This window comes from Pseudomonas aeruginosa, assembly GCF_001457615.1.
GTDB lineage: Bacteria > Pseudomonadota > Gammaproteobacteria > Pseudomonadales > Pseudomonadaceae > Pseudomonas > Pseudomonas aeruginosa.
In genome coordinates this window covers 3,506,444-3,530,295 of sequence record NZ_LN831024.1, presented here as the reverse complement: position 1 = coordinate 3,530,295, position 23,852 = coordinate 3,506,444, and the positions used below count along the sequence as shown (strand labels likewise).

The 23,852-nt window shown below is 65.9% G+C and carries 24 protein-coding genes; 10 read left to right on the top strand and 14 right to left on the bottom strand.

What is annotated here, in order from left to right:
- Positions 1-220 precede the first annotated feature (220 nt).
- The 3 genes from AT700_RS16040 to nudC are packed head-to-tail and all read left to right on the top strand — an operon-like array spanning position 221 to position 3,597.
- Positions 221-1,033, top strand: a complete 813-nt coding sequence (locus tag AT700_RS16040; protein ID WP_003087972.1) for a crotonase/enoyl-CoA hydratase family protein — start codon at positions 221-223, stop codon at positions 1,031-1,033.
- 39 nt (positions 1,034-1,072) lie between these two features.
- Positions 1,073-2,761: a type IV pilus/biofilm regulator FimL gene (gene fimL, locus AT700_RS16035; RefSeq protein ID WP_003098159.1), complete on the top strand. Its 1,689-nt coding sequence runs from the start codon at positions 1,073-1,075 to the stop codon at positions 2,759-2,761.
- Positions 2,761-3,597, top strand: coding sequence for an NAD(+) diphosphatase (gene nudC / locus AT700_RS16030; protein WP_048521145.1), 837 nt, complete (start codon positions 2,761-2,763; stop codon positions 3,595-3,597). The genes fimL and nudC overlap by 1 nt, the downstream gene beginning before the upstream one ends.
- Here nudC and AT700_RS16025 read toward each other — a convergent pair.
- On the bottom strand, positions 3,565-4,344 hold the full coding sequence (locus AT700_RS16025; RefSeq protein WP_048521144.1) for a TSUP family transporter: 780 nt from the start codon (positions 4,342-4,344) through the stop codon (positions 3,565-3,567). The genes nudC and AT700_RS16025 overlap by 33 nt on opposite strands.
- Before the next feature lie 100 nt (positions 4,345-4,444).
- On the opposite strand from AT700_RS16025, the gene AT700_RS16020 reads away from it, so the two are divergent.
- Positions 4,445-5,089 carry a hypothetical protein gene (locus AT700_RS16020; protein WP_034038481.1) on the top strand — a complete coding sequence of 215 codons (645 nt, stop codon included), beginning with the start codon at positions 4,445-4,447 and terminating at the stop codon, positions 5,087-5,089.
- Here the strand turns inward: AT700_RS16020 and AT700_RS16015 are convergent.
- The gene (locus tag AT700_RS16015) at positions 5,086-5,991 is read right to left on the bottom strand and encodes a LysR family transcriptional regulator (protein ID WP_003117685.1); all 906 of its coding nucleotides are present in this window, start codon (positions 5,989-5,991) and stop codon (positions 5,086-5,088) included. The two genes, AT700_RS16020 and AT700_RS16015, sit on opposite strands and share 4 nt — an antisense overlap.
- Before the next feature lie 131 nt (positions 5,992-6,122).
- Between AT700_RS16015 and AT700_RS16010 the strand changes: the two genes are divergently transcribed.
- Positions 6,123-6,884, top strand: a complete 762-nt coding sequence (locus tag AT700_RS16010; protein ID WP_003113599.1) for an SDR family NAD(P)-dependent oxidoreductase — start codon at positions 6,123-6,125, stop codon at positions 6,882-6,884.
- A gap of 160 nt (positions 6,885-7,044) precedes the next feature.
- Here AT700_RS16010 and AT700_RS16005 read toward each other — a convergent pair whose 3' ends face one another.
- The 4 genes from AT700_RS16005 to AT700_RS15990 all read right to left on the bottom strand — a co-directional run bounded on the left by AT700_RS16005 (position 7,045) and on the right by AT700_RS15990 (position 10,250).
- Complete coding sequence (locus AT700_RS16005; RefSeq protein WP_003087987.1) at positions 7,045-7,812, bottom strand: SDR family oxidoreductase; 768 nt, start codon at positions 7,810-7,812, stop codon at positions 7,045-7,047.
- 24 nt (positions 7,813-7,836) lie between these two features.
- Complete coding sequence (locus AT700_RS16000; RefSeq protein WP_048521143.1) at positions 7,837-8,907, bottom strand: phosphotransferase family protein; 1,071 nt, start codon at positions 8,905-8,907, stop codon at positions 7,837-7,839.
- A gap of 257 nt (positions 8,908-9,164) precedes the next feature.
- Positions 9,165-9,479, bottom strand: coding sequence for an SCP2 sterol-binding domain-containing protein (locus AT700_RS15995; RefSeq protein ID WP_003087993.1), 315 nt, complete (start codon positions 9,477-9,479; stop codon positions 9,165-9,167).
- 60 nt (positions 9,480-9,539) lie between these two features.
- Entirely contained in the window at positions 9,540-10,250 is a 711-nt protein-coding gene (locus tag AT700_RS15990) for a histidine phosphatase family protein (RefSeq protein WP_003098172.1), read from the bottom strand.
- A gap of 233 nt (positions 10,251-10,483) precedes the next feature.
- Here AT700_RS15990 and sohB point away from each other — a divergent pair, with 233 nt between their 5' ends.
- Together sohB and AT700_RS15980 are read left to right on the top strand one after the other, a co-directional pair.
- Positions 10,484-11,509 (top strand): protease SohB, encoded by a 1,026-nt coding sequence (gene sohB / locus AT700_RS15985; RefSeq protein WP_003087997.1) that lies wholly within the window; start codon positions 10,484-10,486, stop codon positions 11,507-11,509.
- Between the two features lie 58 nt (positions 11,510-11,567).
- A complete protein-coding gene (locus AT700_RS15980; RefSeq protein WP_048521142.1) occupies positions 11,568-12,560 on the top strand; it encodes a YhdH/YhfP family quinone oxidoreductase in 993 nt (330 codons plus the stop codon).
- On the opposite strand, the gene AT700_RS15975 is transcribed toward AT700_RS15980, so the two are convergent.
- Positions 12,547-13,422: an alpha/beta fold hydrolase gene (locus tag AT700_RS15975; RefSeq protein WP_003117684.1), complete on the bottom strand. Its 876-nt coding sequence runs from the start codon at positions 13,420-13,422 to the stop codon at positions 12,547-12,549. The two genes, AT700_RS15980 and AT700_RS15975, sit on opposite strands and share 14 nt — an antisense overlap.
- A 94-nt stretch (positions 13,423-13,516) precedes the next feature.
- The gene (locus tag AT700_RS15970) at positions 13,517-13,954 is read right to left on the bottom strand and encodes a hotdog fold domain-containing protein (RefSeq protein ID WP_003098177.1); all 438 of its coding nucleotides are present in this window, start codon (positions 13,952-13,954) and stop codon (positions 13,517-13,519) included.
- 122 nt (positions 13,955-14,076) lie between these two features.
- On the opposite strand from AT700_RS15970, the gene AT700_RS15965 reads away from it, so the two are divergent.
- Complete coding sequence (locus AT700_RS15965) at positions 14,077-14,658, top strand: TetR/AcrR family transcriptional regulator (RefSeq protein ID WP_048521141.1); 582 nt, start codon at positions 14,077-14,079, stop codon at positions 14,656-14,658.
- 64 nt (positions 14,659-14,722) lie between these two features.
- Here the strand turns inward: AT700_RS15965 and AT700_RS15960 are convergent, their stop codons facing one another.
- From AT700_RS15960 to AT700_RS15940, 4 genes are all read right to left on the bottom strand, one after another.
- Positions 14,723-15,220, bottom strand: a complete 498-nt coding sequence (locus tag AT700_RS15960) for a DUF934 domain-containing protein (RefSeq protein ID WP_003088003.1) — start codon at positions 15,218-15,220, stop codon at positions 14,723-14,725.
- A complete protein-coding gene (locus AT700_RS15955) occupies positions 15,204-16,862 on the bottom strand; it encodes a nitrite/sulfite reductase (RefSeq protein WP_003098180.1) in 1,659 nt (552 codons plus the stop codon). Before AT700_RS15955 ends, AT700_RS15960 begins: the two co-directional genes overlap by 17 nt.
- Before the next feature lie 410 nt (positions 16,863-17,272).
- Positions 17,273-17,500, bottom strand: coding sequence for a DUF2970 domain-containing protein (locus AT700_RS15945; RefSeq protein WP_003098182.1), 228 nt, complete (start codon positions 17,498-17,500; stop codon positions 17,273-17,275).
- Between the two features lie 64 nt (positions 17,501-17,564).
- A complete protein-coding gene (locus AT700_RS15940; RefSeq protein ID WP_003122825.1) occupies positions 17,565-18,605 on the bottom strand; it encodes an RNA methyltransferase in 1,041 nt (346 codons plus the stop codon).
- A gap of 37 nt (positions 18,606-18,642) precedes the next feature.
- Here AT700_RS15940 and AT700_RS15935 point away from each other — a divergent pair, with 37 nt between their 5' ends.
- Both AT700_RS15935 and AT700_RS15930 read left to right on the top strand, forming a co-directional pair.
- Complete coding sequence (locus AT700_RS15935; protein WP_003122824.1) at positions 18,643-19,005, top strand: DUF1883 domain-containing protein; 363 nt, start codon at positions 18,643-18,645, stop codon at positions 19,003-19,005.
- 13 nt (positions 19,006-19,018) lie between these two features.
- Positions 19,019-19,516: a prolyl-tRNA synthetase associated domain-containing protein gene (locus AT700_RS15930; protein ID WP_003122823.1), complete on the top strand. Its 498-nt coding sequence runs from the start codon at positions 19,019-19,021 to the stop codon at positions 19,514-19,516.
- Positions 19,517-19,567: 51 nt separating this feature from the next.
- Here AT700_RS15930 and AT700_RS15925 read toward each other — a convergent pair whose 3' ends face one another.
- Both AT700_RS15925 and metH read right to left on the bottom strand, forming a co-directional pair.
- A complete protein-coding gene (locus tag AT700_RS15925) occupies positions 19,568-19,930 on the bottom strand; it encodes a YggL family protein (protein ID WP_003098191.1) in 363 nt (120 codons plus the stop codon).
- 14 nt (positions 19,931-19,944) lie between these two features.
- Entirely contained in the window at positions 19,945-23,649 is a 3,705-nt protein-coding gene (metH, locus tag AT700_RS15920) for a methionine synthase (protein WP_003113602.1), read from the bottom strand.
- Positions 23,650-23,852 lie beyond the last annotated feature (203 nt).

Sequence of the window (23,852 nt, the reverse complement as noted above, 5' to 3'; positions counted from 1 at the left end):
GGACTCCACGGCAAGGAAAAGACTGAAAATGCCAGCAGGACTTTCGTTGGATCAAGCGTTTAGCGCAATCATCGAAGAGATTGCGGTATCAATGGGCGTGCCGTGCATCACATAGTGCAGCATCGACATTTGGCTCGCCCTTGTTATAGTTGCGGGATTTTCCGCACAACAAAAATCTCTGCGTTCTGACAGCGCAGTTGCTCTGCCGAGGACTATCGCCGTGACCGAGTACAACGCATTCCGTGTGGAGCTGGCAGACAAGATCGCCCACGTCCAGATCAACCGTCCGGACAAGATCAATGCCATGAACCAGGACTTCTGGCGCGAGATCATCGAGATCTTCCGCTGGGTCGACGATACCGACGAAGTGCGGGTGGTCGTGCTGTCCGGGGCGGGCAAGCATTTTTCCTCGGGGATCGACCTGATGCTGCTGGCCCAGGTCGGCAGCCAACTGGGCAAGGACGTCGGCCGCAACGCCGACGCCCTGCGTCGCAAGATTCTCGAGCTGCAGGCCTCGTTCAACGCGGTCGACAACTGCCGCAAGCCGGTGCTCGCGGCGATCCAGGGCTACTGCCTGGGCGGCGCCATCGACCTGGTCTCGGCCTGCGACATGCGCTACTCGACCGCCGACGCGCAGTTCTCGATCAAGGAGATCGACATCGGCATGGCCGCCGACGTCGGCACCCTGCAGCGCCTGCCGCGGATCATCGGCGATGGCATGATGCGCGAGCTGGCCTACACCGGGCGCATGGTCGACGGCGAAGAGGCACGGAGCATCGGCCTGGTCAATCGTACCTACGCAGACCAGGCCGCATTGATGGATGGGGTCTTCGAACTGGCGCGGCAGATCGCCGCGAAGTCGCCGATCGCCATCCGTGGTACCAAGGAAATGATCCGCTATATGCGCGACCACCGGGTCGACGACGGCCTCGAGTACGTCGCTACCTGGAACGCCGCCATGCTCCAGTCCGCCGACCTGCGGGTGGCGATGGCCGCGCATATGGCCAAGCAGAAGCCGGAATTCGCTGATTGATGCCGTTGTATATTCTTGCGCGGGAGGCGCACTAGACCGATGGTCACAGGAGCCACGTCCCTCAGTCTGGTGCGCGACGAGTTGTTCGCCACCATGGAACAGGCCGAACAGGGTCTTGAGCAGTTCATTGCCGAGCGGCAGAACGGCAGCCTGCTGCAGCACGCCGTCGAATGCCTGCAACAGATCCGCGGCACCCTCAACCTGATCGAGCTGGCCGGCGCCGAGCTGCTGGCCCAGGAAGCCCTGCAGCTGGCGACCGACATTCCCACCGGCGTCAGCGAGGAGCGCGACGGCCAGCTGGCAGCCCTGGGCAACGCCCTGTACGTGCTGCGCCGCTACCTGGAGAACGTCGAGGCCAATCGCCAGGAGATCCCCGAGCTGCTCTTGCCGGCGATCAACGAAGTGCGCTGTGCCGCAGGGCAGCCGGCGCTGCCGGAAAGCTTCTTCTTCAGCGCCCGCCTGGATATCCCGCGGCCGCCGAGCACTGCCATCGACCACCTGCCTTCCGAAGCCGAACTGGGCGAGGAAAGCCGGCGGATGCGCCACATGTACCAGATCGGCCTGCTCGGCCTGATCCGCGAACAGAACCTCTATCCCAGCCTCAAGCTGATGGGCCGCGCGCTGGCGCGCCTCGACAGCCTGCACGGCGGGGTGGCCCGTTCGCGGCTGTGCTGGATCGGCGCCGCGGCGATCGAGTCGATCGTCGATGGCCAACTGTTGCCGCGCAAGTCGCGCAAGCAACTGTTCTCGCGCATCGACCGCGAGCTCAAGCAATTGCTGATCGGCCCGGCCTACGAGGCGCCGCGCCATCTGCTCAAGGAACTGCTTTACCTGGTGGCGCTGTCCGACGGCCAGGGCCCGCGTTCGCGCGAGGTCCGCGAACTGCATGGGCTGGCGCCGCTGCCGTTCACCGACCACCTGCTGGAAGAGGAATCGCAGCGCCTGTCCGGCCCCGGCCAGTCGGTGATGCGTTCGCTGTCCACGGCGATCCGCGAGGAACTCGCCGGGGTCAAGGACATGCTCGACCTGATCGAGCGCGGCGTGGCCCAGCCGGATAGCCTGACCAACCTGCATGCGCAACTGGGCAAGCTGAGCAAGACCCTCGGCATGGTCGGCCTGAACTCGGCCGGCACCGCCCTGCAGACCCAGCTACCCACCGTGGCCGCCTGGGCTGCCAGCGGCGTCGCCGATTCGCCGCCGGCGTTGCTGCGCCTGGCCGATGCGGTGCTCTACGTGGAAAGCATGGTCGGCAACCTCGAACGCGGCGAGCGCCGCATCATCCGGCCGACTCCGGCGGAGCCCGGGCAGGAAGCCGATGCGTTCGCCGTGCACCAGTTGGCCGAGGCGCGCATCGTGGTGATCGAGGAGGCCAAGGCCGGCCTGGCCCTGGCCAAGCGTGCGATCACCGCGTACCTGGAATCCAATGGCGACAAGCTCAACCTGGCCAACGTCCCGGCCAGCCTGCAGGCGGTCCGGGGCGGTCTCTGGTTCCTCGGTCAGGAGCGCGCCGCGCTGCTGGTCGGCGGCTGCGCCGACTACATCCAGCAGCGCATGATCGAGACCGCGCAGATGCCTTCGGAGCAGATGCTGGAAACCCTCGCCGACGCCCTGACCAGTCTCGAATACTATCTCGAGGGCGGTGCCGTGCTGCGTCCGCAGGGCCAGCCGGACGTCCTCGACCTGGCCAGCGCCAGCGTCAAGGCGCTCGGACTGCCGGTGGCCGCCTGATGGCCGGCGAGTTCCGCTGGCAGGCAGGTCGGCCGGCTACCGCCCAGGTCGGCGGCTGGGTGCTCGCGCACTGTCAGCAGCGCTTCCTCCAGGACGACAACGGCCTGCTGTTCCCCCGCGAATGGCTGAAGCGCCAGGAACTCCCGCTGCTCGCCGAACATGGGGTCGGCCATTGGCAGGGCGAGCCGGTCTACGTGCTGGAACTGGACGAGCCGATCGAGCTGCCGGGCATGGCCTGGGCGCCGTTGCGGCAGTTCATGCTGCACGGCGATTTCGATCAGTTCTGCATGCTCGGCTATGCCAGCCAGATCGGCATCTGGGCACGTCACAACCGGTTCTGCGGCAATTGCGGCACACGCATGCAGGCGCAGGACCACGAGCGGGTGATGCAGTGTCCGCAGTGCGGGCTGCACCAGTACCCGCGCCTGTCGCCGAGCATGATCGTCCTGGTGACCCGGGGCGACGAGGTGTTGCTGGCGCGTTCGCCGCGCTTCGTGCCGGGGGTCTACAGTACCCTGGCCGGCTTCGTCGAGGCCGGCGAGTCGGTGGAGCAGTGCGTGGTCCGCGAGGTGCGCGAAGAGGTCGGGGTGGAGGTCGCCAATCTCGAATACATCGGCAGCCAGAACTGGCCGTTCCCGCATTCGCTGATGCTCGGTTTCCACGCCGAGTACGTGTCCGGCGAGATCGCCCCGCAGGAAGACGAGATCGAGGACGCCCAGTGGTTCTCCCTCGATGCCTTGCCGCCGCTACCGGCGCAGCGCTCGATCGCCCGGCACCTGATCGACCTGTACCTGGCGCGCCGCTCAGGCGCCGCTGAACCAGTGCTGCCAGGCTAGCCGCGCGGTCAGCGCCAGGACCACCAGGATGAACACCGGGCGAATGAACCTCGCCCCGCCGCCGATGGCGGTGCGCGCGCCGAAATAGGCGCCGACCATCAGCGACGCACCCATGCACAGGCCGAGCAACCAGATCACCTGGCCGGAGGCGACGAACACCGCCAGCGCCACTATGTTGCTGACGAAGTTCATGCTCCGCGCCACACCGCTGGCGCGGACCAGGTCCAGCGGGTACATGAGCAGCGAGCTGACGGTCCAGAACGCTCCGGTGCCCGGTCCCGCCACGCCGTCGTAGAAGCCCAGGGCGAGGCCTTGCGGCCACTGGCGCTTGCGTCCGACCGGCGCATCGGCGTCCAGCGGCGCCTTCGGCGTGCCGCCGAAGAGCATGTAGAGGCCGCAGGTGAATACCACCACCGGGAGCATCCGGTTCAGCCACTCGGCGGGCAGCAGGTGAGCCGCCCAGGCGCCTATGGCGGCGCCGATCGCGGTGGCGAGCAGACCGTAGCGCCACTTCCCGGGATGGAACAGCTTGCGCCGGTAGAAGGTGTAGCTGGCGGTCGCCGCACCGAAGGTCGAGCTCAGCTTGTTGGTACCCAGCGCCAGGTGCGGCGGGACCCCGGCGGTGAGCAGCGCAGGGATGGTCAACAGGCCGCCGCCGCCGGCGATGGCGTCGATGAAGCCGGCGAGAAAGGCCACCACGGCCAGGATGATCAGGGTGCTGGGGTCTATCGCGAGTTCGAAGGGCATGAAAAACCGGACCTGCTTCCAATCGGGAAACGGCCTCGCTGGCCGTCGGGAGGAGGGGTGCGCATAATGCCCGCAATTTCACGCAGAAGGAATCGCTTGCATGCAGTACGACGGTCTGGCCTGGGCATTCGCGTTACTGGCCTTGCTGGCCGCCCTGGTCGCGGTGCGCATCCTCTTCGAACGCACCTGGTTCCTCGGCTGGCTGCGCGGCACCTGCGGCTTGGCCTTCGTCGCCGTGGCGGCGCTGCTGCTGGTGCTCGCCTGGGACCTGCGCAGCTATTCGCTGCTCAAGCTCGAGCAGCCGATGGCCACCCTGAGCTTCCAGGCCGAAGGGCCGCAGCGCTACCGGGTGCTGATCCAGGAGGGCGCCAACGAGCGCAGCGTGGTGCTGGACGGCGAACTCTGGCAACTGGACGCGCGGATTTTCCGCTGGAAGGGGCTGGCCGCGTTGATCGGTCTGGCGCCGGGCTATCGCCTCGACGCGCTCAGCGGCCGCTTCCTGGCTCTCGAGCAGCAGTCCCGGGGCCGCCGCCTGGGCTTGTCGCAGAGTCCGCTGGGGGTCGATCTCTGGCGCTGGCTGCGGGCCGGCGAGCACGACCTGTTCCTGTTCGAGCCGCTGGCGGGGCGGGTGACTTTCCTGCCGATGGCGGACAAGGCGGTGTTCGCGGTGAACTACGGCGTCGCCGGGCTGCTTGCCGAGCCGATGAACCTGGCGGCCGAGGAGGCGCTCAGGGACTGGCGCTAGGCCATGCGAAAAGCCGGGGCGGCGGCGATCGCCTGGGCGGTTTCGCGAAAGCGTTCGATGAGTTCCGACGGCGTGCGGTAGGCCAGCGCCAGCCGATAGGGAATTCGCGCCCGCCGCCCTTGCAGGGGACGAAAGGTGACCCCCGGCGGGCGCAACGGTTGTAGCAGCGAAGGCACTAGCGCGACGCCGATGCCGCCGGCCACCAGCCCGGCGATGGTCTGCATCTGCCGCGCCTCCTGCACCACCTCCGGGACGAAGCCGGCTGCCGCGCAGGCGGCGACGATCAGGTCGTGCATGCCCGGCCCATAGTGCCGTGGAAACAGCAGCCAGGGTTCTCCGGCCAGTTGTTCCAGGCGCAGGCGCGCATGGCGTGCCAGCCGATGCCCTTCGGGCAATGCCACGCGCATGTCGCCGTCCACCAGTAGATGTGTGTACAGGCCGGGCTGGCGGTCGACCGGCAGGACGATCAGGCCGGCATCGATGCGGTCTTCGCGCAACGCCTCCAGTTGCCCCGCGGTGGTGTCTTCCTGGAGCTGGAAGTCCAGCGCGCCATGCTGGTGGCGGAACGCCTGGAGTATGCGCGGTAGCAGAATATTGATGGTGCTGTCGACGAACGCCAGGCGCAACGTTCTGCGTCCGCTGGCGGCGCTGCGCGCGGCCGCCAGGGTGCGTTCGGCCTGGGCCAGGGTGCGCCGGGCTTCGTCGAGGAACGCGCGGCCTGCCGGCGTCAGGCGGTGGATACGGTTGTCACGCTCCAGCAGGCTGGCGCCGACTTCTTCTTCCAGCCGCCGGATCGCAGTGGTCAGCGGTGGCTGGGCCATGTGCAGGCGCTCAGCGGCGCGGCGGAAGCTCAGCTCCTCGGCAACCGCGACGAACTGGCGGAACTGGCGTAAGTCGGCCATTGCGATATCTCCCGGATATGGTGAGTTAAGAAAGACAGTATTGGATATATCGCGGCGGATCCGTCGAAAATCCATCCGTACGCTCGCTCTGGCCAGACGAGGCGTTCCATCCATTACAGAGGAAGCCCGTCATGCACACTCATTCTCCAATCCCCCGTACCGCCCTGGTCACCGGCGGCTCGTCGGGCATCGGCCTGGCCATCGCCCGGCGCCTTCGGCAACAGGGTTATCGGATCGCCCTGGTGGCCCGTGATTCCCAGCGCCTGCAACGCGCTGCCGCCGAGTTGGGCGGTGTGCCCTGGATGGCCGCCGATCTTTCCCGCCGCGAAGCTGTCGAGGCGGTGGCCGCCTGGGTTGGCGACACCTTCCAGGGGCTCGACGTGCTGGTGAACAACGCCGGGTTCACCCGAAAGATCGCCGCCACCACTCCGCTGGCTGAGGCCGAGCGGGAATGGGATGCGCTGCTGGACGGCAACCTGAAAAGCGCGTTCCTCATGTCGCTGGCGGTGTTGCCGCATTTCGCGGAAGAGGGCGGGCGGATCATCCATATCGGATCGATCGCTGCGCAGACCGGTAGCGGCAGTCCTGGTGCGCTGGGCTATGCGGCAGCCAAGGCCGGCCTGCATGGCTTCGGCGTGGCCCTGGCGCGGGAACTCGGTTCGCGCGGGATCACGGTGAACAGCGTGGCGCCGGGTTACATCGCCGACACCCGGTTCTTTCCCGGCGGCCTCGATCCGCAACGGGTCGCCGCCATCGTCGGCGAGACCCCGCTGGGCAGGACCGGCCGGGTCGAGGACATCGCCGCGGCGGTGGCCTGGCTGGCCTCGCCCGAGGCGGGGTTCGTCACCGGAACGGTGGTGTCGGTGAACGGTGGCTGGCGGGTCGGCAACTGAAGTGGAAGCGGCGGGTAACGCCTATGGGGGTACTCGTCCGGCTACCCGAGAACGCAGGTGAATAGCCGTGGGGCGCCTGTCCCGCGCTGGTGCGAGGCATTGGCAATCCTGAAATGAAAAGAGGGAGCCCTGGCTCCCTCTTCGCGCGTTCGCCGTTCCGTCAGGAAAGGAAGCCGCCGTCGACGTTCAGCGCCACGCCGGTGGTGTAGCTGGACGCTTCGCTAGCCAGGTAGAGTACGGCGCCTGCCATTTCGCTCGGCTCGGCCACGCGCTTGAGCGGGATGCGCTGCAGGGCGAGGTTGCGGATCGCGTCGTTCTTCACCAGCGCCGAAGCGAACTTGGTGTCGGTCAACCCTGGCAGGAGGGCGTTGCAGCGGATGCCGAACTGCGCGCATTCCTTGGCGAAGACCTTGGTCATGCTGATCACGGCGGCCTTGGTCACCGAGTAGATGCCCTGGAACTCGCCGGGCGATACGCCGTTGATCGAGGCCACGTTGATGATGCTGCCGCCGCCGTGTTCCTTCATCAGCTTGCCGCCCTCGATGGACATGAAGTAGTAGCCGCGGATGTTGACGTCGACGGTCTTCTGGAAGGCGCCGAGGTCGGTTTCCAGTACGTTGCAGAACTGCGGGTTGGTGGCGGCGTTGTTGACCAGGATGTCGAGGCGGCCGAACTGCTCGCGGATCTGTGCGAAGACGTTCTGGATCTGCTCCATCTCGCCGATGTGGCAGGCGATCGCGGTGGCCTTGCCGCCCTCCGCGGTGATCGCGTCGGCGACCGCCTGGCAGCCATCGATCTTGCGGCTCGAGACGATCACGTGGGCGCCTTGCTGGGCCAGCAGCTTGGCTATCGCCTCGCCGATGCCGCGGCTGGCGCCGGAAACGAAGGCGATCTTGCCGTCGAGGTCGAACAGGTGGGTCTTGGACATGGGCTATCCCCTTGTAGTGGTCGGTTACAGGCGGGAGCGCTCGATGGCCTGCAGGCTCATCTGCTCCAGCAGCTTGTTCATCTGCACGAACTGGGCGAAACGCTTGTCCTGGGTCTGCCCGTGGTAGTAGCGGTAGTAGATCTGCTGGACGATGCCGGCAAGACGGAACAGGCCATAGGTGTAGTAGAAGTCCAGGTTGTCGATCGGTGGGATCCCGGCCCGCTCGGCGTAGTAGTCGGCGAACTCTCGGCGGGTCAGCATGCCCGGCAGGTGGCTGGGCTGGCGGCGGGTCAGCTGCACCGGAGCCGGGTCGCCGGCTTCCACCCAGTAGGCGAGGGTATTGCCGAGGTCCATCAGCGGATCGCCGAGGGTGGCCAGTTCCCAGTCCAGCACGCCGATGATCTGCATCGGGTTTTCCGGGTCGAGGATCACGTTGTCGAAGCGGTAGTCGTTGTGCACGATGCCCGGCTTGTGGTGATCGGCCGGCTGCTTGTCCTTGAGCCAGGCCTTGACCGGTTCCCAGAGCGGCGCGTCGGGGGTCAGGGCCTTCTCGTAGCGGTCGGTCCAGCCGGCGATCTGGCGCTGCACGTAGCCGTCCGGGCGGCCCAGGTCGGCCAGTCCGCAGGCGGCGTAGTCGACGTTGTGCAGTTCGACGAACTTGTCGATGAAGCTCTTGCACAGGCTGCGGGTCTGTTGTTCGTCGAGATTCAGCTCAGGCGGCAGTTCGGCGCGCAGGATGATGCCCTTGACCCGTTCCATGATGTAGAACTCGGCGCCGATCACCGACTCGTCGGTGCAGTAGAGGTAGGCTTTCGGGCAGTAGGGGAAGCCTGCGTTCAACTGGTTCAGGATGCGGTATTCGCGGCCCATGTCGTGGGCCGACTTGGCCTTGTGGCCGAATGGCGGGCGACGCAGGACGAACTCTTGGCGCGGATACTCGATCAGGTAGGTCAGGTTGGACGCGCCACCGGGGAACTGGCTGATCTTCGGGGTGCCTTCGAGGCCGGGGATATGGGCTTTCAGGTACGGGTCGATGACGGCGGCGTCGAGTTCTTCGCCGGCGCGGATGCGAGTGGATTGGTCGGTCAGCGACATGGGGTTCCCTTCTCGTGGTGCCACGGCGGAGCCGCGGGAGCCGGTGCGCGCATCAGGCTGCGCAATGATGGTGACCGGCGATAATTGGCTAATCTAATGCCCTGTCCCGGCCCTCACAAGCCGCCGCCAGGCGTTATGGGCAAGCGTGTTGCCGCTCCATCACGGTCCCTGATCGTCGGCCTGGAGGAATGCCGGACGAAAAAAAACCGGAGCCGCGAGGGACTCCGGTTTTCCTTCTGGCATGGCGCCGGAAACGGTCAGACCGGGAACAGTTCGCCCAGCTTCATCGCCAGCATCATGTCGCCTTCGGCGCGCAGCTTGCCGGCCATGAAGGCCTGCATGCCGTCGGTCTCGCCGCTGGTGATGCCCTTCAGGGTTTCGCTGTCCATGATCAGGGTGACGTTGGGGTTCTCGGCGTCGCCCTGTACCACTTCGCAGGTACCATCCTTGACGACCAGGTAGTGGTTGTCGCCGTCTTCGATGTTGAACTGGAACACCAGATCCAGGCCGGCGGCCGCGCTGGCGTTGAACTTGCTTTTCATGGTGGAGACGATGTCAGCAACGGTGGTCATGGGTTCTATTCCTTTCTTCTAGGGTTTTTTCGGCGACCGGAACGGTCGCGGTAGGCCGGCTCATCGATAGGTGATGAGTTCCGGCGCCTTCAACAGTTCCAGGTGCACGTGACTGTTGAAGGAAGCCAGGGACACTTCCTCGCCGCGGAATTTCAGGCGAGTCAGCGAGGTATTGACGATCTGCCAGTTCAGCTCGAAGGCCTTGAGCGGCGGAACGCCGACGATCAGCTGGAGCAGGGCGGTAATGGTACCGCCGGAGGTGAACACGGCGACCCTGTCCTTGCCGCTGGCCTGCGCCAGCAGACGACGAAGACCGTCATGGACCTTATCGAGGAATTCCTGCCAGCTTTCCAGCCCATCTTTCTCATGGTTGCCGGAAACCCAGCGCGCGATGATGGTGGAGAACAGGCGCTGGAACTCGGCCCGATGCTCGGCCGCATGGCGAAGGATGTGCAAGGCTTCCGGCTGCTCATCGAGCAGGTCCGGCAGGTGCGCGCGGATCACCGCGTCGGCTTCGAATTCGTTGAACGCCGGATCGACTTCCAGCTCCGGCGTGGCCAGCCCGGAGGACTCCAGGCGTTCGAGGGCGGCGCGGGCGGTGTGCTGCTGGCGGCGCAAGCCGCCGCTGAGGACGCGGTCGAAACGGACGCCGAGGTTCAGCAGGTGGTCGCCGAGGATTTCCGCCTGGCGGATGCCGGTCGGCGACAGCACGTCGTAGTCGTCGGCACCGAACGACGCCTGGCCATGTCGAATCAGGTAGATGCTGCCCACGGGCGGACCTCGGCGGGTGAAAGTTCCGCGAGGGTATGAGGATCACCCAGGGCTGTCAACGAAAAAACATACGCTTGTTTGAATGTCATTCGCTGCCTTTATCGGCTGCTCCGGGCGCGCCCTGCAAAGGCTCTCCAGGCAGTGGCATCGCTGGCCGCCCGTCGGTGGCCTGGGTATGCTTGCGCAATCGTGTCGCCCGTAGACGGGTGCGTCAACAGTAGAGAGGGGGTTGTGTGGAGTTCATTGCCGAATATGCGGGCTTTCTGGCCAGGACCGTGACCGTGCTGGCGGCGATCATCGTGGTGCTGGTGGTGATCGTCGCCCTGCGCGGCCGCGGCCGGCGCGGCGCAGGCGGGCACCTCGACGTGCAGAAGCTCAACGATTTCTACAAGGACCTGCGCGAGCGGGTCCGCCACAGCGTCCTCGACAAGGCCAGCCTCAAGGCCTTGCGCAAGGAGGAGAGCAAGGCGGCGAAGCAGGCGAAGAAACATCCTGAACAGAAGTCGCGGGTCTACGTGCTCGATTTCGACGGCGACATCAAGGCCTCGGCTACCGAGCAACTGCGCCACGAAGTGACTGCGGTGCTGAGCATGGCGGGCAAGGACGACGAGGTGGTGCTGCGCCTGGAAAGCGGCGGTGGCATGGTCCATGGCTACGGCCTGGCGGCCTCGCAACTGGCGCGCATCCGCCAGGCCGGTGTGCCGCTGACCGTGTGCGTCGACAAGGTGGCGGCCAGCGGCGGCTACATGATGGCCTGCATCGGCGATCGGATCCTTTCCGCGCCCTTCGCCATCCTCGGCTCGATCGGCGTGGTGGCGCAGTTGCCCAACGTCCACCGGCTGTTGAAGAAGCACGATATTGACTTCGAGGTGCTTACCGCCGGCGAATACAAGCGTACGCTGACGGTATTCGGCGAGAACACCGAGAAGGGCCGGGAAAAGTTCCAGGAGGACCTGGAGGTGACCCACGAACTGTTCAAGAACTTCGTGGCCCACTACCGGCCGCAACTGAACATGGACGAGATCGCCACCGGCGAGGTCTGGCTGGGCCAGGCCGCACTGGGCAAGCTGCTGGTGGACGAACTCAAGACCAGCGACGAGTACCTGGCCGAGCAGGCCAGGGAGCGCGATGTCTACCAGGTGCAATTCGTCGAGCGCAAGAGCCTGCAGGAACGCGTCGGCCTGGCCGCCAGCGTGGTTATCGACCGCGTGCTGGTGACCTGGTGGGGGCGGCTCAACCAGCAGAAGTTCTGGCAATAGGCCGGCGCCGACAGGGACGAACACGCTGTCTTCAGGGTTTTCACGAGAGGAGGTCGAAATGGCTGTATTCAAGGCGTTGTGGGTGACGGAAGCGCCCCACGGCGTTTACGAAACGCAGGTGGTCGAGCGCGATACCGGCGACCTGCCGGCGGGCGACGTACTGATCCGCGTGCAGTATTCCTCGCTGAACTACAAGGATGCGCTGTCCGCCAGCGGCAACCGCGGGGTGACCCGCAAGTACCCGCATACCCCCGGCATCGATGCCGCCGGTGTGGTCGCCGAGTCCTCGGTGGCCGAGTTCGCGGCCGGTGACGAGGTGATCGTCACCGGCTACGACCTGGGCATGAACACCGCCGGCGGTTTCGGCCAGTACATCCGCGTGCCCGCGGCCTGGGTGATCAAGCGCCCGCAAGGCCTGAGCCTGCGCGAGGCGATGATCCTCGGCACCGCCGGCCTGACCGCGGCGCTCTGCGTCGAAAAGCTGGAGCGCAGCGGCCTGCGCCCCGACCATGGCTCGGTGCTGGTCACCGGCGCCAGCGGCGGGGTCGGCAGTATCGCCGTGGAACTGCTGGCCAAGCTCGGCTACACCGTGGCGGCCGCCACCGGCAAGCTGGAGCAGGCCGAGTTCCTCAACCGCCTGGGGGCCAAGCAGATCCTCGATCGCGCCACCGTGGCCGATGGCGTCGACAAGCCGTTGCTCAAGGAACAGTGGGCCGGCGCGGTGGACACCGTCGGCGGCGACATCCTCTTCAATGTGGTCAAGTCGTTGCAGTACGGCGGCAGCGTCGCCTGCTGCGGCCTGACCGCCGGCGCCGGCTTCAAGGCCTCGGTGCTGCCGTTCATCCTGCGCGGGGTCAACCTGCTCGGGGTGGACTCGGTGGAGCTGCCGCTGGTGGTCAAGGCATCCATTTGGGACAAGCTGTCGCTGCAATGGAAGCTCGACAACCTCGAAGAGGTGGCGCGCGAGATCGCCCTCGAAGAGCTGCCGGGGGCGATCAACCAGATCCTCGCCGGCAAGCTGGTCGGCCGGGTGCTGGTCAACCTCGGCTGAGGGCGTTGCCGGAGCCCAGCTCCGGCAACAGGTAGCCCGCCCATAGCGATTCGGCGAACTGCGGCCGGAAGAAGCCGAAATGGCCGATGTGGCGGGCGCCGATTTCCTCGGGAGCGATGCGCCAGGCGGTTTTCGGCGCTTCGCGGTAGAAGCCCAGCAGCGACTCGATGCTGCGTCGGGACATCATTTCATCGTCGGTGAACGACAGCGACACGATGGGCGTGCGTACGGCGGAGAAGGCGCGGCGGATGGCCTCGCCATCCGCGAGGGCGTACTGCGGATGCAGGCACCAGCGTCGCCATTGTTCGATCACCCCGCGCGGCAGGTCGCCGACCATGCCCAGGCGGCGCCCGGGAAAATAGCCGAGCAGCGGCGTCAGCAGGGGCGCGACGAGGTACCAGAACAACCAGACCTTGTTGCGCAACCGCGGGCTGTTTTCCTTCCAGTAGCCACTGCCGCTGGCGATGCTGAAGACCCTATCGATACGCTCGCGCCCTTCGACGAAGGGCAGGATCTGGCCGCCCAGGCTATGGCCGATCCAGTACAGGGGCTTGCTCCCGCTCTCGGCGAGCGCGGCGGCGAGCATGGCGCTGCAGTCATGACGGGCCCAGCCCAGCACATCGACCTCGAGACCGCGCAGCGAGCCGTTGCGCGATTGCCCCATGCCCAGGTAGTCGAAGGTGATGGCCAGGTAGCCGCGCTCTGCCAGCCAGGCGGCGAAGGGCGCGTAGAAGCGCTGTTCCACTCCCATCGCCGGGACGATCAGGAGATAGCCGCGCGGCTCCCCGGCAGGCCGGTACCAATGGCTGGCCAGCGGATGGCCGTTGCCGTTATCGATGAGGCGTGGTTGCGGAGGGTTCATGCCGGTCTCCGTGGTCTGCTCATGGCTTCGAGAATAGAGCTGGCCGCCAGGGCGCCTCCAGCCGGCCGAAAGCACGGCCGGGGCGCCTTGGCGGTCAGGCCTGGCTGACGTACATGGTGATCTCGGCGCGGAATACCGGCTTGTCGTCGACATAGGCGACCACCGGCACCACCAGGTTGCCGGTGGCTTGCCAGTCGATCTGGCTGCCGTCGGCCACCGCGCGCACGTCGCCAGTGGCCTTGGCCAGGTACTCGACGGTCATGCCGCGCGGAATCCAGCGATGGCCGGCGGGAATCGAGGCGTCGGTCATGGTCCCGGCGGCCAGTTCGGCGGCATTGCACAGGGCGATGGCATGCACCGTGCCGATATGGTTCAGCACCTCGCGGCGCTTGGGGAAGGTGACTTCGGCATAGCCGGGACGCAGTTCGACGAACTGCGGGGCGATGCTGGCGAAATAGGGTGCGAACTGGCCGATCATGGCGCTGAACTGGGCCGGGCCGACCTGCTGGTACATCTGCATCATCTGACTCATGGAAAACTCCGGGCGTTTCAGGATTGAAGATGTGTGCGCACCGGGGCAGTATACGAAGGTTAGAAATTTATTCTAGAAAAATATTCTAGTCAGCGTTTCGACGATTAACGACAAGGACCGACATGGGCCGTTCTTCCCGCAAAGACGAGATTCTCCAGGCCGCCCTGGCCTGCTTCAGCGAGCATGGCGTAGACGCCACCACCATCGAGATGATCCGCGACCGTTCCGGAGCGAGCATCGGTAGCCTCTACCACCATTTCGACAACAAGGAACGCATCCATGGCGAACTCTACCTGGCCGGGATCGGCCAGTACGCGGCGTTGCTCGAAGCCGGCTTCGCCAGGGCGCGCAGCGCCGAGGAAACGGTCAGGTTGCTGGTCACCAGCTACATCGACTGGGTCGTGGCGAATCCCGACTGGGCACGCTTCATCCTGCACAGCCGCGGGCGGGTGGAGGCGGGGGAGCTGGGCGAGCGCCTGCGGGCCGACAACCAGGCGCACTTCGCACGGATCCATGCGGCGCTGGCGGGATATCGGGCCGAGGGCCTGTTCCGCGAGATGCCGGACGACTGCTTTGCTTCGGTGGTGATCGGCCCGGCCCACGACCTTGCCCGCCAGTGGCTGGCCGGGCGAACCCGGGTGGCGTTGGCCGACTGTCGCGAACTGCTGGCGCAGGTGGCCTGGGACAGCGTGCGGGCGGCCTGAGGCGTCCGTGACCTCGGGAATGAAAAAGCCCCGCGGCTGCGGGGCTCTTCCGTCAGGGCGGGGGTCAGCCGCGGCGGCGGAACAGCGGTAGCGGCTGCTCCACCGAGGTCTGGTAGACCTCGCTGAAGTCGTCCAGGCTGGCCAGGGCGTCTTCCGGGCTGCGGTCGGCACGGATGGCATAGGCGTCGAAGCCGCAGCGGCGCATGAAGAACAACTGGTCGCGCAGCACGTCGCCGATCGCGCGGATCTCGCCCTTGTAGCCGTAGCGCTCGCGCAGCAAGCGCGCGCTGCTGAAGCCGCGGCCATCGGTAAAGGCGGGGAAGTTCACCGCGATCACCTGGAACCTGTCGAGGTCGCCGGCGATGCTTTCCGGCTCCTCGTCCGCGTCCAGCCAGACCCCCAGGCCGCCGTCGCGGCCGCGCAGGGCCGGGCCGTGCTCGAGCCACAGGGCCAGCGGGATGATCACGTCGTCGCTGTTGGGTACGCTTTCCAGGGTCGCGTCCTTGGGCAGCAAGTGCCAGCGGTCGTCGACCACCTGGCGGTCCTTAATGATTCGCTGCATATACGCGCTCCTTGAACGGGTCGATACCGATACGGCGGAAGGTGTCGATGAAGGGTTCTTCCTCGGTCCGGCGTTCCACGTAGACCTGGATGATCTTGTCGATCACGTCGGCCATCTGCTCCTGGGCGAAGGACGGGCCGAGGATCTGCCCGAGGCTGGCGTCGCGCGCCGAGCTGCCGCCGAGGGAGACCTGGTAGAACTCCGCGCCTTTCTTGTCGACCCCGAGGATGCCGATGTGGCCGACATGGTGATGGCCGCAGGCGTTCATGCAACCGGAGATGTTCAGGTCGATGTCGCCGATGTCGAATAGATAGTCGAGATTGTCGAAGCGGCGCTGGATGGCTTCGGCGATCGGGATCGACTTGGCGTTGGCCAGGGAGCAGAAGTCGCCGCCGGGGCAGCAGATGATGTCGGTCAGCAGGCCGACGTTGGGGGTGGCGAAGCCCAGTTCGCGCAGTTCGCCCCAGAGGGCGAAGAGTTCGCCCTGCTCGACGTCGGCGAGAATGATGTTCTGGTTATGGCTGTTGCGCACCTCGCCGAAGCTGTAGCGGTCGGCGAGATCGGCGATGGCCTCCAGCTGTTTGTCGGTGACGTCTCCCGGCGCGGTGCCGGTGGGCTTCAGCGAGAGCGTCACGGCGACGTAGCCGGGCTTCTTGTGGGCGAAGGTGTTGCGTGCGCGCCAGCGGGCGAAGCCGGGGTGCTCCGCGTCGAGCCGGGCGAGGGACTCGTCGAGGTCGTCGAGGGCCTTGTAGGCCGGATCGACGAAATGCGCGGCGACGCGCTGGACTTCCGCCTCGGTGAGGGTGCTCGGTCCGTCCTTGAGGTTGGCCCATTCGGCCTCGACGCGCTCGGCGAAGACTTCCGGGGTCAGCGCCTTGACCAGGATCTTGATCCGCGCCTTGTACTTGTTGTCGCGCCGGCCATAGCGGTTGTAGACGCGCAGGATGGCATCCAGGTAGCCGAGCAGGTGCTGCCAGGGCAGGAATTCATTGATGAAGCTGCCGACGATGGGGGTTCGGCCCAGGCCGCCGCCGACCGAGACGCGGAAGCCGAGCTCGCCGGCCTCGTTCTTCACCGCCTCCAGGCCGATGTCGTGCACTTCGATGGCGGCACGGTCGCTCACCGCGCCGTTCACCGCGATCTTGAACTTGCGCGGCAGGTGGGCGAACTCGGGGTGGAAGGTCGACCATTGGCGGATGATCTCGCACCAGGGGCGCGGGTCCACCAGCTCGTCGCGGGCGACGCCGGCGAACTGGTCGGTGGTGGTGTTGCGGATGCAGTTGCCGCTGGTCTGAATCGCGTGCATCTGCACGGTGGCCAGCTCGGCGAGGATTTCCGGCACGTCTTCCAGCTCCGGCCAGTTGAACTGCACGTTCTGCCGGGTGCTGATGTGGGCGTAGCCCTTGTCGTAGTCGCGGGCGATCTGCGCCAGCTTGCGCAGTTGGCGCGAGGAGAGCAGGCCATAGGGAACGGCGATGCGCAGCATCGGGGCATAGCGCTGGATATAGAGACCGTTCTGCAGGCGCAGCGGGCGGAACTCCTCACCGGTCAATTCACCCGCCAGGTAACGGCGGGTCTGGTCGCGGAACTGCTTGACGCGGTCCTCGACGATCCGTTGGTCGTACTCGTCGTATACGTACATGAATATTCCTGCTGTCAGGCTATGCGGCTTACTGCGTTAACCAGCGCGCACGGCTACGCGCTCCACGCGGAGTGGGCGCACGATACCAGTTCATATTTATGCGTAAAAGTGATGTTTGAGTATATGGTAAGAACCAAAAAGACTAAGTCGCCAGGCAAGCATAACCGCTTCGCAACGGCGCCTTTCTTGAGCGATGGGCGGCAATGGTCTTAACTGGAGAGTGCCTTTCGATGTCTTCGTCCCGATACCCACAAGAAACAGGGGGAGTCATGAGCGAGCCGAGCAAAACCCAGGAAAACCGCGACAGCGTGGTCGACGCCCGCGCGGCCTTCGTCCTGATCCTGCTGGTGGTGGCTACCGCGGTGTTCTGGGTCAGCCACCAGTGAAAGCCCGCCTCGGCGGCGCAGAGGTCACAGGCCGCTGAGGCTCAGCACCAGTTTCACGATCCCGGCCAGCAACAGCACGAACACCAGGGTGAAGAGCAGGCCCAGCATGATGAAGTGCACGGGCTTGCCGTGGGTGAAGTCGCGGGCGCGGTTTCGCCCGCTCTGTACGCCGAAGGCGGCAGCCATCACGCTATGCAGCATCTGCCAGAAGGTCGGCGGCTTCTGGTTCGGTTCTTCCGTCTCGATACCCATCGGTGGTCCTCCCTTTTCCATACCTGCCCTGAGAGTCTAGACCCTTGGCGGGAGGAGGGTGGCTTCAGGCCTGGCGGGCGGGGATGCGCCGTTCCACCGTGCCCTGCGTGGCCCTGGCGCGCAGTTGCCCGCAGCCGCCGTCGATGTCCTGGCCGGCCGAGTTGCGCACCTTGGTCAGCACGCCGCGGCTGTGCAGGTAGCGCACCAGCTCGACGATCCGCTCCCCGCTCGGGCGCCGGTAGGCGTCGCCGTCCATGCTGTTGTAGGGGATCAGGTTCATCACCGCGAAGCGGCCCTTGAGCAGGCGCAGGATGCCGTCCATTTCCTCCAGGCTGTCGTTGATCCCTTCGAGCAGGGTCCATTGGTACTGGATCGGATAGTCGACCCGGCGGGCGTAGGCCTCGCCGGCTTCCACCAGTTCTTCCGGGCTCAGCGGCGGCGCCTTGGGCAACAGTTGCCGGCGCAGTTCGGCGCGGGTGCTGTGCAGGGACAGGGCGAGGGCGGGCTTCACCCGTTGCCGGGGCAGGCGCTCGAACACGCGGGGATCGCCGACGGTGGAGAACACCAGGTTCTTGTGGCCGATGCCGCCATCGGTGCCGAGCAGGTCGATGGCTTCGAGGACGTTGTCGAGGTTGTGCGCCGGCTCGCCCATGCCCATGAACACCACTTTCTTCACCGCTCGCCGACGGCGCGCCAGGACCACCTGGGCGACCATCTCCAGGCTGCCGACCTGGCGCAGCAGGCCGCTGCGGCCGGTCATGCAGAACACGCAGCCGACCGCGCAGCCGACCTGGGTCGAGACGCACAGCCCACCGCGCGGCAGCAGCACGCTTTCCACCATCTGACGGTCGGCCAGTTCCACCAGCAGGCGCGACGAGCCGTCGCTCGCCGGATGCTCGCTGTGCAGGCGGGCGATGCCTTCCAGTTCCGCTGCTACCTGGGGCAGACCATGGCGTACGCCCAGCGGCAGGAAGTCCTCGGCCCGCTGGCGGGCGGTGCAGGCATCGAGGGCGCGGCCCTGCAGCCAGGCGCGGACGATCCTCCCGCAATGCAGGGGCTTGGCGCCGAGATCGGCGAGGCGCTGGTGGAGGTCTTGGCTACGCATGGGGCGCGCATCCTACCATTGCCCGTCATGAGGCGGTATGGCCGGCGCCGACGTGCTATCGTTGCGCTCCGCTCCACCGCAGCAACGGAACCGTTCCATGAAATTCGTCCACCAGCGCGAACACCTCAACGAAGACGACATCGTGGTCATCGAGTGCTCGCAGCAATGCAATATCCGCCTGATGAACGACGCCAATTTCCGCAGTTTCAAGAATGGCGGGCGGCATAGCTACCATGGCGGCGCCTTCGACCGCTTCCCGGCGAAGATCAAGGTGCCCAGCACCGGGTTCTGGAACATCACCATCGATACCGTGACCCGGCGCCCGATCAGCGTGACGCGCAAGCCGAACTTCAAGTGGTCGATCAAGTTCGTGCGCCGTTCCGGTTCGCAGTTCACCTGAGGGCGCGCGTCCCATGAGTGCGAAAATGGACGAGCAGGCGCTTCTGGCGTTGCTCCGCGAGCTGGCCATCGACAGCCAGCGGGTCGAGCATCCCGCGATCGCCTCCATCGAGGAATATTACGCGCAGGGCATCGAATTGCCCGACCAGGGCATCAAGAACCTGTTCCTGCGCAACCGCAAGGGTACTCGCCACTACCTGGTGCTGCTCGACGAGCGCAAGGAGGCCGACCTGCCGGGCATCGCCGAACAGATCGGCGAAAGCCGCCTGTCGTTCGCCTCGGTCGAGCGCCTGCGCGAATACCTCGGCGTCGAACTGGGCTGCGTGACGCCTTTCGCGCTGGTCAACGATCCGCAGCACAGGGTCGAGGTGTTGCTCGACGATGCCATCCGCCAGGACCAGTTGCTCGGTTTCCACCCGTTGGTGAATACCGCCACCGAGTGCATCCGCTACGCAGACCTGCTGGCTTTCCTCGCCCACACGGGGCATGAACCGCGCCTGATCCGGGTGTAGGTCGCAGCTTCGCGCCTGCCGGCGCCAGGCCAGGTCGTGCCGGCGCCGGTTTCACTCGAAGAAGTTGTGCCAGCAGTCGCTCAACGGGCCGACCTCGAAGGTCTTGCACCAGGGTTGGGCTTCCAGCCACAGGCGGGCGCTTTCCCGGTCCGCCTCGTCCAGGCTGCCGACCCGCGCCAGGCACAGGTAGCCGCTGATCTCCGCCTGTTCCGGCGAGCCGCCACCGCCGAACACCCAGCCCTGGGCCTCGACGAAGTCGATCAGATGGTCCAGCGCATCGTCGTGGGAGAGGGCGTTGCGGTCGTAGGTCAGTTCGAAGCTGAAGCCGAACTCCTGGAACTCGCCCAGGCGCAGTTTCTTGCGCAGGCGGCGCTTGCGCGGCTTTTCCATCTGCTCGGGAGTGAGGAATTTCATCGTCGCCTTCCTGGTCAGTCATCGTAGCCAAGGTTCGGCGCCAGCCAGCGCTCGCTGACGCTGGCTTCCTGGCCCTTGCGCTGGCTGTAGCGTTCCACCTGGTCCTTGTCGATCTTGCCGACCGCGAAGTACTGCGCCTGCGGGTGGGCGAAATACCAACCGCTGACCGCCGCGGCCGGGAACATCGCGTAGTGCTCGGTCAGGCTGACGCCGGACAGGCCCTGCGGATCGAGCAGTTCGAACAGAGTGCCTTTCTCGGTATGGTCGGGGCAGGCCGGGTAGCCCGGTGCCGGGCGGATGCCGACGTATTGCTCCTTGATCAAGGCCTCGTTGTCGAGGTGTTCGTCGCGGGCGTAGCCCCAGTACTCCTTGCGCACCCGCTCGTGCAGCCACTCGGCGCAGGCTTCGGCGAGGCGGTCGGCGAGCGCCTTGACCATGATGCTGTTGTAGTCGTCGCCCTTGGCTTCGTACGCCTTGGCCACTTCCTCGGCGCCGATCCCGGCGGTGGTGATGAAGCCGCCGATGTAGTCGCGCACGCCGCTTTCCTTCGGCGCGACGAAATCGGCCAGCGACAGGTTCGGCTTGCCGTCCGGCTTGATCGTCTGCTGCCGCAGGTGGTGCAGGGTGGCGAGGGTCTCGCCATCGGCGCCGTAGACCTCCAGGTCGTCGTGCTCGACCTGGTTGGCCGGCCAGAAGCCGAACACCGCGCGGGCCTTGATCAGCTTCTCGTCGATCAGCTTCTTCAGCATCGCCTGGGCGTCGTTGAACAACGAGGTGGCGGCCTCGCCGACCACCTCGTCGGTGAGGATGCGCGGGTACTTGCCGGCCAGGTCCCAGGAAATGAAGAACGGCGTCCAGTCGATGTACTCGGCGAGCACCGCGAGGTCGATCTCGTCGAGCACCCTGACGCCGGTGAAGGAAGGCGTCGGCGCCTGGTAGCCGGCCCAGTCGAACGCCGGCTTGTTGGCGATCGCCTGTTCGTAGCTCAGCCGCTCGGTGCGGGCGCTGCGGTTGGCCGTGCGTTCGCGGACCACCGCGTAGTCGGCGCGGGTGCGGGCCACGTAGTCGGCCTTCAGCTCCTTGGACAGCAGGCTGGTGGCCACGCCTACCGCGCGCGAGGCGTCGGTGACGTAGACCACCGCGTCGTTGCTGTACTGCGGATCGATCTTCACCGCGGTATGCGCCTTCGAGGTAGTGGCGCCGCCGATCATCAGCGGCAACTGGAAATTCTGCCGCTGCATTTCCTTGGCGACGTGGACCATCTCGTCCAGCGACGGCGTGATCAGGCCAGACAGGCCGATGATGTCGCATTTCTCGGCGATGGCGGTCTGCAGGATCTTCTCCGCTGGCACCATCACGCCGAGGTCGACCACGTCATAGCCGTTGCAGCCGAGCACCACGCCGACGATGTTCTTGCCGATGTCGTGCACGTCGCCCTTCACCGTGGCCATCAGGATCTTGCCCTTGGCTTCCGGCTTGTCGCCTTTCTCCGCCTCGATGAAGGGAATCAGGTGGGCCACCGCCTGCTTCATCACTCGCGCGGACTTGACCACCTGCGGGAGGAACATCTTGCCGGCGCCGAACAGGTCGCCGACCACGTTCATCCCGGACATCAGCGGACCTTCGATGACCTCGATGGGACGCGCACACTGCTGGCGGCATTCCTCGGTGTCCTCGACGATCCAGGTGGTGATGCCCTTGACCAGCGCATGCTCGAGGCGCTTCTCGACGCTGTAGCTGCGCCATTCCTCGTCCTCGGCCTCCTTGACCGCGCCGCCGCCCTTGTAGTCGTCGGCGATCGCCAGCAGGGCCTCGGTGGCCTCGGGCGTGCGGTTGAGCACCACGTCCTCGACCCGGTCGCGCAGCGCTTTCGGAATCTCGTCGTAGATTTCCAACTGGCCGGCGTTGACGATGCCCATGGTCAGGCCGTTGCGGATCGCGTAGTAGAGGAACACCGAGTGGATCGCCTCGCGTACCGGGTTGTTGCCGCGGAACGAGAAGGACACGTTGGACACCCCGCCCGAGCTCAGGGCGTAGGGGAGGTTGTCGCGGATGTAGGCGCAGGCGTTGATGAAATCGACCGCGTAGTTGTTGTGTTCCTCGATGCCGGTGGCGATGGCGAAGATGTTCGCATCGAAGATGATGTCTTCCGGTGGGAAGCCGACTTCGTCGACCAGGATGTCGTAGGAGCGCTTGCAGATTTCTTCCTTGCGCGCCTGGGTGTCGGCCTGGCCGTCCTCGTCGAAGGCCATCACCACCACCGCGGCGCCGTAGCGCTTGCACAGGCGGGCATGGTGCTTGAAGGCCTCGACGCCTTCCTTCATCGAGATCGAGTTGACGATGCCCTTGCCCTGGATGCACTTCAGGCCGGCCTCGATCACTTCCCACTTGGAGGAGTCGATCATGATCGGCACGCGCGAGATGTCGGGCTCGGAGGCGATCAGGTTGAGGAAGGTGACCATGGCCGCCTTCGAGTCCAGCATGCCTTCGTCCATGTTGATGTCGATCACCTGGGCGCCGGCTTCCACCTGCTGCTGGGCGACCTCGAGAGCTTCCGCGTAGTTTTCCTCGCGGATCAGCCGGGCGAACTTGGCCGAACCGGTGATGTTGGTGCGCTCGCCGACGTTGACGAACAGCGAGCTGCGGTCGATGGTGAACGGCTCCAGGCCGGACAGGCGACAGGCCCGGGGAATCTCCGGGATGGCCCGCGGCGGGTACTTGGCCACTGCCTTGGCGATCGCCTCGATGTGCGCCGGGGTGGTGCCGCAGCAGCCGCCGACGATATTGAGGAAGCCGGCGGCGGCGAATTCCTCGACCACCACGGCCATTTCCGCCGGCGATTCGTCGTATTCGCCGAAGGCGTTCGGCAGGCCGGCGTTGGGGTGGGCCGAGACATGAGTGTCGGCCTTGGTCGACAGTTCCTCGATGTACGGCCGCAATTCCTTGGCGCCGAGGGCGCAGTTCAGGCCTACCGAGATCGGCCGGGCATGCCGCACCGAGTTCCAGAAGGCCTCGGTGGTCTGGCCCGACAGGGTGCGGCCGGAGGCGTCGGTGATGGTTCCGGAGATCATGATCGGCAGCTCCACGCCGAGTTCCTCGAACACGCCCTGGACGGCGAAGATCGCCGCCTTGGCGTTGAGGGTGTCGAAGATGGTCTCGATCAGGATCAGGTCGGCGCCGCCTTCGATCAGGCCGCGGGTCGCCTCGACGTAGTTCTCCACCAGTTCGTCGAAGGTGACGTTGCGGTAGCCGGGGTTGTTCACGTCCGGGGAAATCGAGCAGGTGCGGCTGGTCGGGCCGAGCACGCCGGCGACGAAACGCGGCTTGTCCGGGGTCTCGGCGGTCTTCGCGTCCGCCACCTGGCGGGCCAGGCGCGCCCCTTCGACGTTGAGTTCGTAGGCCAGCGACTGCATGCCGTAGTCGGCCTGGGACACCTGGGTGGCGTTGAAGGTGTTGGTCTCGAGGATGTCGGCGCCGGCGTCGAGGTAGGCCTTCTCGATGGCCTGGATCACGTCCGGGCGGCTCAGCAGCAAGAGGTCGTTGTTGCCTTTCACGTCGCTCGGCCAGTCGGCGAAGCGCTCGCCGCGGTAGTCGGCCTCTTCCAGCTTGTAGCTCTGGATCATGGTGCCCATGCCGCCATCGAGGATCAGGATACGTTCCCTGAGGGCGTGCTGGAGGGCTTGCAGGCGGGCGCTGCGATCGGTGAGCGGGCTGGACATGGATGGACCTGGCGTCAGTGGGCGGAAAGGTGAAAAGCATAACAAAGGCAGGGGCTTTCCGGCCGGGGGTGGTCGGACCATGAATTTCATTCAAGTTGAAGGATGTTCATTCGCGGGCCGGAAAAATCCCTGGCGCCGTTTTGTCGCAGTATACGGGCGGAATGCGGAGGTCGGAGTGCGCAGGCAGGCGGCGAAGGGACGGG